This is a genomic window from Promicromonospora kroppenstedtii DSM 19349, from assembly GCF_000515355.1.
In the GTDB taxonomy this organism is placed as follows: Bacteria; Actinomycetota; Actinomycetes; order Actinomycetales; family Cellulomonadaceae; genus Promicromonospora; species Promicromonospora kroppenstedtii.
Genome location: NZ_KI911565.1, coordinates 53226 through 67711, shown reverse-complemented (window position 1 = coordinate 67711; position 14486 = coordinate 53226). Strand labels below are relative to the sequence as shown.

Annotated in this window: 14 protein-coding genes; 6 read left to right on the top strand and 8 right to left on the bottom strand. The window is 70.8% G+C overall.

The annotated features are described in order from the left end of the window. Positions 1-26: 26 nt before the first annotated feature. Complete coding sequence (locus tag PROKR_RS30335; protein WP_211239980.1) at positions 27-1061, bottom strand: TrbL/VirB6 family protein; 1035 nt, start codon at positions 1059-1061, stop codon at positions 27-29. 89 nt (positions 1062-1150) lie between these two features. Here PROKR_RS30335 and PROKR_RS00375 point away from each other — a divergent pair, with 89 nt between their 5' ends. Together PROKR_RS00375 and PROKR_RS00370 are read left to right on the top strand one after the other, a co-directional pair. Further along, a complete protein-coding gene (locus PROKR_RS00375) occupies positions 1151-1690 on the top strand; it encodes a peptidylprolyl isomerase (RefSeq protein ID WP_036958741.1) in 540 nt (179 codons plus the stop codon). A 324-nt stretch (positions 1691-2014) separates the two neighbouring features. After that, positions 2015-2653: a rhomboid family intramembrane serine protease gene (locus PROKR_RS00370; protein WP_342665837.1), complete on the top strand. Its 639-nt coding sequence runs from the start codon at positions 2015-2017 to the stop codon at positions 2651-2653. A gap of 122 nt (positions 2654-2775) precedes the next feature. On the opposite strand, the gene PROKR_RS00365 is transcribed toward PROKR_RS00370, so the two are convergent. Continuing rightward, positions 2776-3048: a cell division protein CrgA gene (locus tag PROKR_RS00365; protein WP_020017316.1), complete on the bottom strand. Its 273-nt coding sequence runs from the start codon at positions 3046-3048 to the stop codon at positions 2776-2778. 144 nt (positions 3049-3192) lie between these two features. On the opposite strand from PROKR_RS00365, the gene PROKR_RS00360 reads away from it, so the two are divergent. The 4 genes from PROKR_RS00360 to PROKR_RS00345 are packed head-to-tail and all read left to right on the top strand — an operon-like array spanning position 3193 to position 5698. Continuing rightward, entirely contained in the window at positions 3193-4008 is an 816-nt protein-coding gene (locus PROKR_RS00360; protein WP_036958739.1) for a DUF881 domain-containing protein, read from the top strand. Beyond that, entirely contained in the window at positions 4005-4838 is an 834-nt protein-coding gene (locus PROKR_RS00355) for a class E sortase (RefSeq protein WP_020017314.1), read from the top strand. The genes PROKR_RS00360 and PROKR_RS00355 overlap by 4 nt, the downstream gene beginning before the upstream one ends. Further along, positions 4838-4996 (top strand): hypothetical protein, encoded by a 159-nt coding sequence (locus PROKR_RS33285; RefSeq protein ID WP_020017313.1) that lies wholly within the window; start codon positions 4838-4840, stop codon positions 4994-4996. Before PROKR_RS00355 ends, PROKR_RS33285 begins: the two co-directional genes overlap by 1 nt. Before the next feature lie 24 nt (positions 4997-5020). Continuing rightward, positions 5021-5698, top strand: a complete 678-nt coding sequence (locus tag PROKR_RS00345) for an anthranilate synthase component II (RefSeq protein ID WP_036958802.1) — start codon at positions 5021-5023, stop codon at positions 5696-5698. A 58-nt stretch (positions 5699-5756) separates the two neighbouring features. Here PROKR_RS00345 and pknB read toward each other — a convergent pair whose 3' ends face one another. From pknB to PROKR_RS00315, 6 genes are all read right to left on the bottom strand, one after another. Further along, positions 5757-7784 (bottom strand): Stk1 family PASTA domain-containing Ser/Thr kinase, encoded by a 2028-nt coding sequence (pknB, locus tag PROKR_RS00340; protein ID WP_036958738.1) that lies wholly within the window; start codon positions 7782-7784, stop codon positions 5757-5759. Further along, positions 7785-9602 carry a serine/threonine-protein kinase gene (locus PROKR_RS32055; RefSeq protein ID WP_157601780.1) on the bottom strand — a complete coding sequence of 606 codons (1818 nt, stop codon included), beginning with the start codon at positions 9600-9602 and terminating at the stop codon, positions 7785-7787. Continuing rightward, positions 9599-11128, bottom strand: a complete 1530-nt coding sequence (locus tag PROKR_RS00330) for a peptidoglycan D,D-transpeptidase FtsI family protein (RefSeq protein ID WP_036958737.1) — start codon at positions 11126-11128, stop codon at positions 9599-9601. Before PROKR_RS00330 ends, PROKR_RS32055 begins: the two co-directional genes overlap by 4 nt. Beyond that, on the bottom strand, positions 11125-12615 hold the full coding sequence (locus tag PROKR_RS00325) for an FtsW/RodA/SpoVE family cell cycle protein (RefSeq protein WP_036958736.1): 1491 nt from the start codon (positions 12613-12615) through the stop codon (positions 11125-11127). The genes PROKR_RS00330 and PROKR_RS00325 overlap by 4 nt, the downstream gene beginning before the upstream one ends. Beyond that, entirely contained in the window at positions 12612-14117 is a 1506-nt protein-coding gene (locus PROKR_RS00320; protein ID WP_036958735.1) for a PP2C family protein-serine/threonine phosphatase, read from the bottom strand. The genes PROKR_RS00325 and PROKR_RS00320 overlap by 4 nt, the downstream gene beginning before the upstream one ends. 7 nt (positions 14118-14124) lie before the next feature. Continuing rightward, positions 14125-14486 (bottom strand): FHA domain-containing protein FhaB/FipA (locus PROKR_RS00315; RefSeq protein ID WP_084800169.1); only part of this gene is annotated, 362 nt, incomplete at its 5' end.

Genomic DNA, 14486 nt, shown 5'->3' with positions numbered 1-14486 from the left:
CTGGAGTTCGGACAGCGACTCGGAGGTCAGCTCCCCTGCTTGCTCTCCCCCGGCGGAACCTTGTCCACGACCGGCTCGTCCACGACCGGCGGGGTCGGCGCGGCGTCCTCCGGCTCCGGGGTCGCGGACGGTGCGTCGGCGGCGCTTTCGGAGCCGCTGATACCGGCCTTGTGCGCGGCATCGGACACCGCACTGCTGGCCTTCTGCGCCGTCGACCGCGCTGCGTCGATCACGGGTGCGGCCTTCTCCTTGGCGGCGTCGATCACCGGTGCGGCCTTCTCGAGCACCGGGCCGGCCTTCTCCTTCGCCGCCTCGAACGCGGGGCTCGCGGCCGAGTAGGCCCGGGCACCGAGGTCCTTGGCCGTCTGTGCGGCCTTGGCCCCGGCCTCGCGACCCTTGGCCACGGCGGAACCGGCGCCGGAGGAGTGCTTGGCGGCGCCGTCGGAGTAGTCCGCTCCCGAGCTCTGCTCCCAGGGCTCGGCCCACGGGTCGGTCTGCGGCTGTGCGCGCTTCCAGAACACGTAGCCCGCGACGGCCGCACCGCCGGCGGCCAGCGCGATGAGCCAGCCCTTCCGGGACTTCTTGCTCGCCTTGTCCGCCGCGTCCGTGACGGTCGCGGCGAGCGAGGCCTTGCCCTGTGCCGCCGCGGCGTTGTCCGCTGCGGCGTTGAACGCGGAGACCATCTTCGGGAGCAGGTCGTCCACGAGCTTGTCGTGCGCGGAGTCGATGAGCGGCGCGGCCTTGCCGGCCGCCTTCTCGACCTGGGGCGCTGCGGCCTGGACGCTGTCCTGCCACGCCTTCTCCGCGCGCGGTGTCAGCCACGCGATGAAATCGTGCACGCGGGGCTGGGCCCAGTCCTTCGCGTTCGAGGCCCGGTCCTTGGCCTGGGCCGCGAGCGACCCGGCCTGTGTCGCGGCCTTGGAGCTGACGTCGGAAAGCAGAGCTGTGGCCTCCGCGGCCTTCTCCTTGACCTTCTCGGTGTCGATCTTGGTCGTGTCCACGTAGTCGGTCACCTTCTTGCGGGTCATGTAACTCCCCCCGAACTGTTCAATACTCCTCAAGGTGCCACTCTGCCATCGCCTGACGTTACTGGCGAGGGCGGGCGGCGCCGCTGCAGCACCTGCGGGCCGCTCCGTGGGAGGATTGATACATGTTCGCAATCCTGCACACCACCTCCGGTGACATCCGCATCGAGCTCTTCCCGAACCACGCTCCCAAGACTGTCGAGAACTTCGTCGGCCTCGCGACGGGTGAGAAGGCCTGGACGGACCCGCGGACGGGCGAGGAGCGCAAGGACCCGTTCTACGACGGCCTGATCTTCCACCGCGTCATCGACGACTTCATGATCCAGGGCGGCTGCCCGCTCGGGACGGGAACCGGCGGCCCGGGGTACACGTTCAACGACGAGATCCACCCGGAGCTCCAGTTCAACGAGAAGTACATCCTCGCGATGGCCAACGCCGGCAAGCGCCGGAACCCGGTCACCGGCGAGATCGAGGGCACCAACGGTTCCCAGTTCTTCCTCACCACCGCGGAGACCCCGTGGCTGAACGGCAAGCACACGATCTTCGGCAAGGTCGCGGACGACGAGTCGCGTGCCGTCGTCGACCAGGTCGGCAAGACGCGCACGCGTCCCGGCGACCGCCCCGTCGAGGACATCGTCATCGAGTCCGTCACCATCGAGCCCTGAGCTTCGGGGGCGCGCCGGCGCCGTCGGACCGGACACGTACGACCTGAGCACGAGGACCGAGGGGACTGAGGACGTATCACGATGAACGACCCGGCCGCCGAGGAGCCGACCGAGGCCGAGGCTCCCGTCTGCCCGCGACACCCGGACCGGGTGGCCTACGTGCGCTGTCAGCGCTGCGGTCGGCCGGCGTGCCCGGAATGCCAACGGCCGGCCGCGGTCGGCATCCAGTGCGTCGACTGCGTCCGTGAGTCGAGCCGCGCCGCGCCGCGTGTCCGGACGGTCTTCGGTGGTACGGCCACCGCCACGGCCAACGGCCGGCCGGTCGTGACGCTCACGATCATCGGCATCTGCGTGGTGAGCTGGGTGCTGCAGCTGGCGACGGGGGGTGCGTGGACGCATGCCCTGTGGTTCTGGCCCTGGGGCGGCGCGGTGGAGCCGTGGCGCTTCCTGACGGCGTCCTTCCTGCACTCCACGTCGCCGCTGCACATCCTGTTCAACATGTACGCGCTGTGGATAACGGGCCAGTTCCTCGAGCCGCTGCTCGGCCGGGCGCGGTTCGCGGTCCTGTGCCTGCTCTCCGCGGTGGGCGGATCCGTCGGCGTGCTGCTCCTCGCCGGCGACCCGTTCACGTCGAGCGCGTGGGTGACGCCGGTCGTCGGCGCGTCCGGCATGGTGTTCGGGCTGTTCGGGGCGATGCTCCCCGTGATGCGCCGCCTGGGCCGCAGCATGGGTCAGGTACTCGTCCTGCTCGCGATCAACGGCGCCATCGGGTTCGTCCCGAACCTCAACATCGCGTGGCAGGCGCACCTCGGCGGTCTGGTCACCGGTGCGCTGGTGGCGACGGCCTACGCCTACGCGCCGAAGGAGCGTCGCGAGCTGGTCGCCTGGCTGGTCCCGGTGGCCGGGATCGCGGTTCTTGTCGGCCTCGCCGTGTGGCGCTACAGCTCCGTCGGCGTCCTGTGAACAGGCGGACGGAGCAGCTGGCGGTGTATCGCCGCTCTCTTTTCCCCAGCTTTACCCACAGCTGTGGATAAATGGGTACACAGCTCCGCGGCCGCCGCTGTGCGGCCGCGGAGCCGCCGTGTTCAGCGCCAGCGCGTGGTGAGTCCGAAACCCACGATGATCAGGCCGAAGCCGACCGCAAGGTTCCACTGGCCGATCGGCGGGATCGGCAGCGCGAGGTCGGCGCTCGTCAGGTAGTACGTCACGATCCACGCGAGACCGAGGACCATGAGGCCGACCATGACGGGGGCGAGCCAACGCGGGTTGACCGCCTCACCGGGCAGCGCGACCTTGGCCTCGGCCTTGGCGGCCTTGGGCGTGGCCTTCTTCTTGTTGCGGGACTTCGACTCGGGCACGAGGCGGGCTCCTGTCCTGGGGGGTCTGCCCGACGGGTGTGCCGAGCCGACGTCTGCTTGCTCGTGGACTAGCGTAGTGGTCGACAGCCCGAGTCGTGACCAGACGCGTCCGCGGGTTTGTCGAATGTTGCAGGAGGGACGCGTGTGACCGGACCTGAGCCGACCTCCGCACCGGCGCCCAAGGGCGGTGCGGGAGGCTTCCTTGGTGCGCTCACCCACGCGCGTCGGCGTTCCTGGCTGAGCGTGGGCGCCGTCGCCGTGCTGGCGGGCCTCATGTTCAGCGCCAGCGCCCGCCTGGCCGACGGCGGCGGCGCGGGCAACCGCGACCCGCAGGACCTGGCGCAGCTCGTGGACACCGAGACGAACCGGGTCCAGGACCTCACCGACCGCAGTGCCGTGCTGGACCGCGAGATCGAGACGCTGAGCGCCCGCGCCGGCACGACCGTGCCCACGCTGGACGACGACCTGAGGCGGCGGGAGGGCGTTGTCTCCGGGACCGCGCCGGTGCAGGGCGCCGGCCTGACCGTGACCCTCGACGACGCCCCGTCCACCGCGGTCGGCGCGGGCCCCGGGGGCGTGGAGCCGCAGCCGGACGACCTCGTCGTGCACCAGCAGGACCTCCAGCACGTGATCAACGCGCTGTGGAGCGGCGGTGCCGAGGCGATGAGCCTCCAGGGCGAGCGTGTGACGTCGACGTCGGCGTTCCGGTGCTCGGGAAACATCCTGCTGCTGCACGGAAAGGTCTTCTCACCACCGTACAAGGTGACGGCTGTGGGAGACCCGGCGAAGATGGAGGCGTCGCTCGACCGATCCGAGGGTGTCCAGACGTACCTCGAGTACGTGGACTGGGTACACCTGGGGTGGGACGTGCGACGTAGCGACCACCTGGACCTCCCCGCGTACGACGGCGGCGGTCTGCAGTACGCGACGGTTCCCGATGGTACGGAGGTCTTTGGATGACCCACGCGCAGGCCGGTCACAACGTGCCCCTGCCCCAGGAGGTGTTCCCCATCGCGTACCAGCGCGGTCCGTCCGGGATGGGCCCCCGCAACGCGCGGCGCCCGCAGTCGTCGGGCGGCCCCATGCGGCCCGTCGCCTGGCTCATCGGCGTGATGGGCGAGCTCCTCGTGACGGCGGGACTGGTGCTCGGGCTGTTCGTGGTGTGGCAGCTCTGGTGGACCGACGTCGAGGGCGCCCGTGCCCAGAGCGAGATCATCGCCGGCATGGACTGGGAGGCCGCTCCGACCGGCCCCGAGACCGCCGTCGAGAACCACGGGCCGCCGCCGGTGATGGAGGAGCCGCCGGAGGCCGGCACGCTGTTCGCGCAGATGTACATCCCGCGGTTCGGCGACGACTACGTCAAGCCGGTCGCGGAGGGCACGGACAAGGCCACGGTGCTCGACACCATCGGCATCGGTCACTACGTGGACACCGCGATGCCGGGCGACCTCGGCAACTTCGCCCTCGCCGCGCACCGCACCACGTACGGCAAGCCGTTCAACCAGATCGCGGAGCTCAAGAACGGCGACGCCCTGGTGGTCCGCACCGAGGACACCTGGTACGTGTACAAGGTCACCGAGTCGAAGATCGTCTACCCGCAGAACGTCGAGGTCATCGCGCCGGTCCCGGGTGTCACCAAGGACGAGCCGATGCCCGAGCTCACCAAGCGGTTCATCACGCTGACCTCGTGCCACCCGATGTTCTCCGCGACCGAGCGGTACATCGTCCACGGTGAGCTCGAGTACTGGTCCCCCGTGGGCGAGGGCAAGCCGAAGGAGCTGATCAGCTGATGTACGGGCTGCTGTGGCGGGCCATCCCGGGCCCCGGTTGGTTCAAGTTCCTGGTCTGCCTCGTGCTCGCGTTCGGCGTGATCGCGGTGTGCTTCACCCAGTTCTTCCCCTGGCTGAGCGACTACATGCCGTTCAACGACACGACCGTGGGCGAGTAACGGTCCGGGCCGTAGCATGTGGCCATGACGCGCATCCTCGTCGTCGACAACTACGACTCGTTCGTCTACACGATCGTCGGCTACCTCGACCAGATCGGCGCCCGGACCGTGGTGGTCCGGAACGACGCCGTGCCCGCACCCGACGCCGACGGCCGCTACTGGTACGACGGTGACGACGGCGTGCCCGTGCCCTATGACGGCGTGCTCGTCTCACCGGGGCCGGGGACGCCGGCGGAGGCCGGTGCCTCCGAGGACGTGATCCGCGCGTGCGCCCGGTCCCGCACCCCGATGCTCGGCGTGTGCCTCGGCCACCAGGCGCTGGCCGAGGTGTTCGGCGGCAAGGTCACGCACGCGCCCGAGCTCATGCACGGCAAGACGAGCCAGGTGTTCGCGGCGGACGGCGACCTGGCGCAGCCGAGCGTGCTCGCCGGCCTGCCCACGCCGTTCACCGCGACGCGGTACCACTCGCTGGCGGTGACGCCGGACAGCGTCCCGGCCGAGCTCGAGGTCACCGGCACCACGGACTCGGGCATCGTCATGGGCCTGCAGCACCGCGAGCTGCCGCTGCACGGCGTCCAGTTCCACCCCGAGTCCGTGCTCACCGAGGGCGGGCACCGCTTGCTCGCGAACTGGCTCGAGATGTGCGGGCTCGACGGCGCCGTCGAGCGGGCAAAGGGAATGGCGCCGCTGGTCACCTCATGACCTGCGACGCCAGGTAGTGCAGCGGCCCTGACCGGGAGTCCGGTCAGGGCCGCGCGCCTCACGGGATGATGTCCTCGCCGTCGCCCTCGGGGGGACCGCCGCCCTCCGGGCCGGTCGAGATCACGAGGTTGATGTAGGCGCCGACGTCCACGGTGGAACCGGGGGGCGGGTCCGAGCGCATGACCTGGCCCGCCGCGAAGACATCAGACGGTTCCTCCGATGCCTTGTCACAGGTGATCTGAACGCCGGTGCACGCGACCTGGGCCTCGTCGAGCGTCTTGCCCAGCAGGTCCGCCGGGACGGTGGTCTCCTTGGGCGCCGGCTCCTCCGCGATGTAGACCGTCACGGTCGTGCCCTGCTTCACGTCGCCGGCCTCGGGGTCGGTGCGGGACACGGTGCCCGGGTTCACCTGGTCGCTCTCCTCGGTGTCCCACTGGATGGTGCCCAGGCCGAGGTTGGCGAGCTGCGCCTGGGCGCCTTCCTTGGACTGCCCGATCACGTTCGGCAGTGTGGTGTTGCCGGTCGAGAGGTACAGGACGACGTCCGACCCCTCCTGCACGGTCTGACCCGCGCTCGGCTCGCTCTTGGTCACCTGGCCCTGGCTGACGTCCGGGCTGTTCTCCGTCTCGGTGCCGCTGACCGAGAGGTTCAGCTCCTCGAGCTTGGCCCTCGCGTCGCTCTCCGAGAGGTTCTTCAGGGCGGGCATGTTGACCTCCCCCGGGGCGCCCGCCACGTACACGGTGACGGTCGAGTCGGGCTCGACGTCCGTGCCGGCCTCAGGGTCGGTCTTGCCGGTGGTCTGGCCCTGGTCGAGGTCGGAGTCCTTGTCGATGGCCTGCTGGAACGTCAGGCCCGCGGCCTCGATCTGCGCCTTCGCCTCGTCCGCGGTGATGCCCTCCGCGATGCTGGGCACCGCGACCGTCGTCGGCTCCTCCTCGCCACCGCCGTTGATGACCATGGCGATGACGATGGCCGCGACCGCCGCCAGGGCGATCCCGAGCAGCCACCACATCAGCGCCTTGCTCTTCTTCTCGGGCTCGCGCTGGCCGCTGCGGGTCTGCGGGCCCGGGTACCCGTTGCCGGGCGTGACGGGGCTCTGCTGCGCCGTCGTCTGACCCCAGTTGCCCTGGCCCGGCGTCATGACCTGCGTGGCCCCGTAGGCGGGCTGGCCCGCTACCTGGGTCGCGCCCATCATCGCGGCGCCCACCATGGGTGCGGTGACCTGGCCACCGCGCATCGCGGCCTCCAGGTCGCGGCGGAACTCCGCGGCCGTGCTGTACCGGTGGTCGCGGTCCTTGGTGAGGGCCTTGAGGGTGATGCGGTCGAGCACCTCGGGGACGTCGGTGGCGACCTCCGACGGGCGCTGCGGCTCCTGGCCTACGTGCTGGTAGGCGACGGCGACCGGCGAGTCGCCCTGGAACGGCGGGCGCCCTGTGAGCAGCTCGAACAGCATGCAGCCGGTGGAGTACAGGTCGGACCGGGTGTCCACCTGCTCGCCGCGGGCCTGCTCGGGCGAGAGGTACTGGGCGGTGCCGATCACGGCGTGCGTCTGCGTCATGGTCGCGGCGGAGTCGGCCATGGCCCGGGCGATGCCGAAGTCCATCACCTTGACCGCGCCCGTGGGCGTGATCATCACGTTCGCGGGCTTGATGTCGCGGTGCACGATGCCCGCGTGGTGCGAGTACTCCAGCGCGCTCAGCACGCCGACCGTGATCTCGACGGCCTCCTCGATCGGCACCGCGGCGCCGTCCGTCAGGATGTCGCGGACGGTGTGCCCCTCGACGTACTCCATGACGATGAACGGCACGTGCACGTCCTCGCCGGCGGCGTTCTGGTGGATGTCCTCGCCGGTGTCGTACACGGCGACGACGGCGGGGTGGTTCAGCGCGGCAGCCGACTGCGCCTCGCGCCGGAAGCGCGTGAGGAACGACGGGTCGCGTGCCAGGTCGGAACGGAGCACCTTGATCGCGACGGTACGACCGAGGCGGGTGTCGTGGCCGATGTGCACCTCGGCCATGCCGCCACGGCCGACGAGCTCGCCGACCTCATAACGGCCGGCGAGTACGCGGGGCGTGTTCTCCACCACTCATAGGTCCTTTGATGTCATGGCCGTCGGCCTCAGGGCATACGACTCGTTGAGGAGCATCATCCCAGAAGTGGCCAGTCCGGCCGCTGCGGGGGGATTCAGCGTTTCAGCGTAGATTTCGGAGGAACCCCACGGCTCCCCCAGAGCGCCGTCGTTGCCGCCCCCGGTGACCAGCGTGATGACGAGGACGATGAGCAGCAGCGCGACGAGCGCGACCAGCGGCCAGGACACGCGCACCCCCAGACGATCCTCGATCCTGTTGAGAAAGCCCTGGATGTCGGACGACAGGCTGCGCCGTCCCTTACCAGGGTGCCCTCCCGAGCGTCCCTGCTGGGGGACCCTTCGTCCGTCCTGGCGTGTCGAGTGCAGGTCACGCCGCGACGGATAGGAGCGCGCGGCCCCGTTCGCGGCTGCAGGCGGTGGTACGTAGCCGGGCGTGGTCGGGCGGCCGTAGGCGTCCGACCCGTAGGAGCCCGACGTGGTGCCGTAGCCCGCGGAGTCCGTGCCCCACCCGGCGGAGTCCGTGCCGTACGTCCCCGAACCGGGACCGCCGGTGGCGGCGCCGTCCTGACCTGGCGCGTAGGGGCGGCCGTAGGCGTCGGTCCCGTAGGCGCCGGACGTCGTGCCGTACCCGGCCGAGTCCGAGCCGTAGGAGCCCGAGCCGAACGGGCCGGAGCCGTGGCCGCCCGCAGGGGCACCCGTGCCGTAGCCGCCCGACTGCGTGCCCGACCCGTAGCCACCGGCCGGCGTGCCCGGGCTGTAGGTGCTGGGCGGCGCTGCCGGACCAGGAGCCGGCTGGGGAGGTGCGGACTGGGCGTTGGCCACGGTGGTGTGCCGCCCGCCGCTGGTCGGGCCGAAGGGAGTCTGGCGGCCGCGGGCGTGCGAGGGGCCGGGCTGCGGAGCGGAGGACCGGCCGTTGCCGGAGCGCTGCCCACCGGAGCTCTGGTTGTCCCGGCGAGTCCGGCGCGCGTAGCGCGAGCTGCCGAACGGGTCCTCGGCGATCTCCGCGGCGAGGACGTCGAGGTGCCGCGCGAGCTGGTCGGCCGAGGCGATGCGCTGGGCCGGGTCCTTCTCCAGCATCTGCGTGATGGTCTCGGCGAGCCCGGGGTGCACCGAGGTCGGCAGCAGCGGCATCGGCGCGTTGACGTGCGCGATCGCGATGTCGACGGGCGTCCGGCCGGTGAAGGGGCGGCGGCCGGCCGTCGCCTCGTACGCGACCACGCCGAGCGCGTAGATGTCCGAGGCGCCCGTGGCCGACTGGCCCACGGCCTGCTCCGGCGACAGGTACTGCGCCGTGCCCATGACCATGCCCGTGGCCGTCATGGGCACCTGGTTCTGGGCCACCGAGACGCCGAAGTCGGTGATCTTCACCGTACCGGAGTGCTCCAGCAGGATGTTGCCCGGCTTGACGTCGCGGTGCACGACGCCGGCGAGGTGCGCGGCGTGCAGCCCGCGCGCCGTCTGCGCCAGGATCGGCAGCAGCCGGGCGGGCTGGAGCACCGGCTCCCGCTCGAGCAGGTCGGCGAGGGGCTCGCCGAGGACCAGCTCCATGACGAGGTAGCCGGCGCCGTTCTCCTCGCCGTAGTCGAACATCTGCGCGATGTTCGGGTGGACGAGGGTCGACGAGTTCCGGGCCTCCGTGCGCAGGCGACGGAGGAAGTCCTCGTTGCCCGTGTACTCCTCGCGGAGCACCTTCACGGCGATCTCGCGCGCGAGCTTCTCGTCGCGCGCCACCCAGACCTCGCCCATGCCGCCCATGGCGATGCGCCGCACCAGCTTGTAGCGATCGCCCAGCGACAGACCCTCGACCGGTCTCATTTCGAGATCGCCGCCTGCATGATCTGCTTGGCGATCGGGCTGGCGAGGGCGCCACCCGTGGTCTCGTTGGTGGACTGGCCCTCGTTCTCCAGGACAACCGCCACCGCGACCTGCGGGTCGTCGGCCGGGGCGAACGAGGTGAACCACAGCGACGGGGACCGCGGCTCGTCCTGCGCGGTACCGGTCTTGCCGGCCACCGCGACACCGGGGATCTGCGCCCCCTTGCCCGAGCCGTTGCTGACAACGGCCTCCATCATCTTGGTCAGCGCGTCCGCCGTCGACGACGAGAACGGGCTCTTGTAGCGGCTCGGCTTGGTCTGGCTCACGAGCTCGAGGTCGCTGTCCCGCACGCTCTGGATGAGGTACGGCTCCATGAGGTCGCCGTCGTTCGCGATGGCCGCCGAGATCATGGCGACCTGGAGCGGCGTCATGCGGACGCTGCCCTGGCCGATGCCGGACAGCGCGATGCGCGCGTCCGAGTCGTCGTCGTTCTCGCCGCCGATCAGACCGGGGTAGGCGCCGACCGAGGTGGTCATCGGGACCTCGATCGAGTCGGTGAAGCCGAAGTCCTGGAACATCCGCTGCATACCGTCCTTGCCGACCTCGTCGGCCAGGTTCAGGAACGCGGTGTTGCAGGAGATCTCGAGCGCCTCCAGGAGCGTCATCTGCTGCGAGGCCGCGCACGGGATGCCACCGAAGTTCGCCACGTCGGTGGAGGTACCCGGCAGGGTGTAGGTGTTCGGCGCCGGGATCTCGGTGTCCGGGGTCTTCCCGTCGTACTCGATGGCCGCGGCCGAGGTGAGCAGCTTGAAGGTCGAGCCGGGCGGGAAGGTGGCGTTGATCGTGCGGTTGATGGTGGGCCCGTAGGGGCTGAACCGCTCCTCGCCGCCGACCGAGTTGACCCGTGGCTTGTCGTTGATGACCTTCTCCGCGGCGACCCGGGCCGCCTCTGAGTCGTGCGACGCGAGAGGATTCGGGTCGTACGACGGCTTGGAGACCATCGCGAGGATGGCGCCCGTCTTCGGGTCCATCGCGACCGCCGCACCGGTGTAGTCGCCGAGGGCGTCCCAGGCGGCCTTCTGCACCTTGGGGTCGATGGTCAGCTCGACCGAGGACCCCTGCGCCTCCTCACCGGTGATGAGGTTCTGCAGGCGGTCGAGCCACAGCGAGTCGTCCTCGCCCGCGAGGTAGCTGTTCGCGTACCGCTCCATGCCGCTGATCGTGCCGACCACGGAGTAGTAGCCCGTGAGCGGTGCGTAGACCGCCGCGGCGCCGGCGTCCCCGTCGGAGTACGTGCGCTGGTACTTGTAGTTGTCTTCCACGGGCACCGAGGTGGCGATCGCCTCGCCGCCCTTGACCACGATGGGGCCGCGGTCCCGCGAGAGCGCGCTGTAGGTGCCGCGCACGTTGCGGGGGTTCTCGTTCAGGCTCCCCGCCGAGACGAACTGGATCCAGGTGGTCGACACCATCAGGGCCAGGAACATCACCATGACGACGGTCGACAGCCGGCGGAGGGTCGCGTTCACAGGTCTACCCCCCGGACGATCTGGGTCGCGTCGTCAGGCGTCGTGTTACGGCCCGCGCCGGCCTCGGTCCCGGCCTGCACCGGGCCCACTCCGGGGCCACCGACCTCGATGGCACCGCTGTTCGAGACGGCGGCGGGCACCGGCTCGGCCAGCGCGCCGCGGGTGGGCAGGGCCGAGGGGCGGCGGGCGGCGTCGGAGATACGCAGCATGAGGGCGATGACAATCCAGTTCGCGAGCAGGGAGGAACCACCCTGTGCCATGAACGGCAGGGTCAGACCGGTGAGCGGGATGAGGCGGGTGATACCGCCCACCACGACGAAGAGCTGGAGCGCCATCACGAAGGCGAGGCCACCCGCGAGCAGCTTGCCGAAGCCGTCCCGGACGCCCACGGCGTGGCGCAGGCCGCGCTGCACGATCACCAGGTAGACCAGCAGGATCGCGAGCAGGCCGGTGAGGCCGAGCTCCTCGCCGAGCGCGGCGTAGATGAAGTCGGAGAACGCGAACGGCACGTACTCGGGGTAGCCGCCGCCCCAGCCGGCGCCGAACATGCCGCCGTAGGACATGGCGAACAGGCCCTGCACCAGCTGGAACGACGGACCGCCCATGAGCTCGGGATTGAGTGCGTCCAGCCAGATGTTCACGCGGAGCTGGACGTGGCTGAAGATCGACCAGGCCACGACGGCGCCACCGGCGAACATCGCCAGGCCGATGACGATCCAGCCCACCCGGTCCGTGGCGAGATAGAGCATGCCGACGAACAGGCCGAAGAACAGAAGCGAGGTACCGAGGTCCTTCTCGCCGATGAGGACCGCCAGCGACACCGCCCAGACGATGAGGATCGGACCGAGGTCGCGCAGACGCGGGAGCTGCAGGCCCAGGAACTTCTTGCCGGCCAGGGCCAGCGTGTCGCGGTTCGCGACCAGGTAGCCCGCGAAGAACACGGCGAACGCGATCTTGGCGAACTCGGCCGGCTGCAGCGAGAAGCTGCCGACGTAGATCCAGATCCGGGCGCCGTTGATCTCGCGGCCCAGCCCCGGGATCAGGGGCAGGACCACGAGCACGATGCCGACGACCATCGCCGTGTAGGTCAGGCGGCGCAGGCTGCGGTGATCGCGGATCACGAAGAGGGCGACGGCCGCCACGACGATGCCCAGCGCCGTCCACATCAGGTGCCGGGACGCGTTCGCGCCGTTGATGCCGTCCAGGTCCTGCCGCAGGATCATCGCCATGCTGACGCTGTTCAGCAGCACCACCGCGGGCAGGATCACCTGGTCGGCGTACGGTGCACGCAGACGCAGCACGATGTGCATGGTGAAGGCCAGCGCGGCCAGCACGATCGAGTACGTCCAGAAGCCCTCGGGCAGGCCGTCCTCGAGCGAGTAGCCCACCATCCACATGCCGCCCATGCCGAGCGCGAGCGCGACGAGGAGCAGCACCGCCTCCGCTACGCGGGCCGGGGCCTTCTCCTCGGGCTGGAGGATGCTCATCCGTTGCCCCCGCTGCTCTTGGTCGAGGCGTCCGGCGTGGGCGTCGGCGTCGAGCTCGTGGTCGCCGACGGTGTGGAGGACGGCGTCGGCGAGGCCGACGGCTCCGTCTCCGCGGTGGCCTCGGAGATCAGCCGCTCGGCGCGGCCGCGGGCGTCCTCGAGAGAGTTGGCGCGGATCGTCTCGTTCACGCGGTCGCCGACGAACGCGGGCAGCTCGTCGACACGGGTGCCCGTGAGCTCGACCGCGGTGGAGAAGGTCAGAGGGCCCGCCGTGGCAGGGATGCCGCGGAACACCGCGACCTGCCCGTCGGACTCACCTACGTAGTACTGGGTCTGGGTCCAGCGGTACCCGCCCCAGCCCGCCAGGCCCAGGCCGACCACCAGCAGCAGCGCACCGAGCACGGTCAGCCAGGCGCGCTTCTTGCGCACCGGCGTCTCCTCGCCGGACTCCTCGGTCTCGTCGTCGTCCGGCCGGATGTCGGGCTGGTACTGCTCCTCGTCGGAGCCGCCCGCGATCATGGCCTGCTCGAGCGTGTCGGCGAGGTCTTCCGGGGCCGTGGGGTCGGTCAGCACGCCCACCGCCACGGGCGCCGAAGCCGGCTGTCCGCCGGGCGCAGCGGTGCCCCGGCTGAACCCGGTGACGGTGTCGCCGTCGATGTCGGAGTGCGGGGTGGCACTCGCGGACGGTGTACCGCCGCCCGCGGCGGTCACTCCCGCGAGGGCGGCCGAGCCGACGATCTCCGGGGTGACCGTGGCGGCGGTGCCGGCCGAGGCGGCGTCGTCCAGCACGTCCGCGACGACCACGGTGATGTTGTCGGTGCTGCCCGCGCGCATGGCCATCGAGACCAGACGCTCGACGGCGTCGTAGGGCTCGGGAACGGTGTTGAGGACCTCGGCGACCTCCTCGTCCGGCACGAAGCCGGACAGACCGTCGGAGCACAGCATCCAGCGGTCGCCGGGCACTGCCTCGCGGATGGAGAGGTCGGGCGTGAGGTCCAGGTCGAAGTCGCCGAGGACCCGCATGACGACGTTGCGCTGAGGGTGGCTCTCGGCCTCGTCCGGGGTGATGCGGCCGGTGTCGACCAGGTGCTGCACGAAGGTGTGGTCCACCGTGACCTGCGCCAGGGCGCCGTCGCGCAGCAGGTACGCGCGCGAGTCGCCCAGGTGGGCCATCGCGAGCGTGTTGCCGGACTTGAGCAGCGCCGTGACCGTGGTGCCCATGCCGGCCAGGTCGGGGTCGGCCGTCGTGGCGTCGACGAGGTCCTGCCGGGCGCGGTCGATCGTGCGCTCGAGCTCGGACATCGACTGCTCGGAGCTGTGGTCGGGCCGGTCCAGGCCCACGAGGGCCGCGATGGTCAGCGCGGACGCGACGTCGCCGCCGGCGTGCCCGCCCATGCCGTCGGCCACGACGAGGAGGTTGGGCCCCGCGTACGCGGAGTCCTGGTTGTTGGAGCGGACGAGGCCGACGTCGGAGCGCGCGGCATACCGCAAGGTCACGGTCACGTGGTGGTCATCCCTGGAGCTCGACTACGGACTGTCCGATCTGCACGCCCACACCTGGACCGAGGGGGATGACGCCCTGCACCCGCTCCTCGCCGATGTAGGTGCCGTTCGTGGAACCGAGGTCCTCCACGAACCACTGGCCGCCCTGGGGGAAGATCCGCGCGTGACGCGACGACGAGTAGTCGTCGTCGAGCACGAGGGTGCAGCTCGGCGCGCGACCGATCAGCACTCCGGACGAGGTCAGCGGGATGGTCGTTCCGGTGAGGGGACCGGCCACCACGACGAGCCGCGACGGGCCACCGCGCTGGGGCGCGCGGGACGCGCCGCCACCGGGAGCCGGCGTCGGGGCAGGTCCCGCCTGCTCAGGCC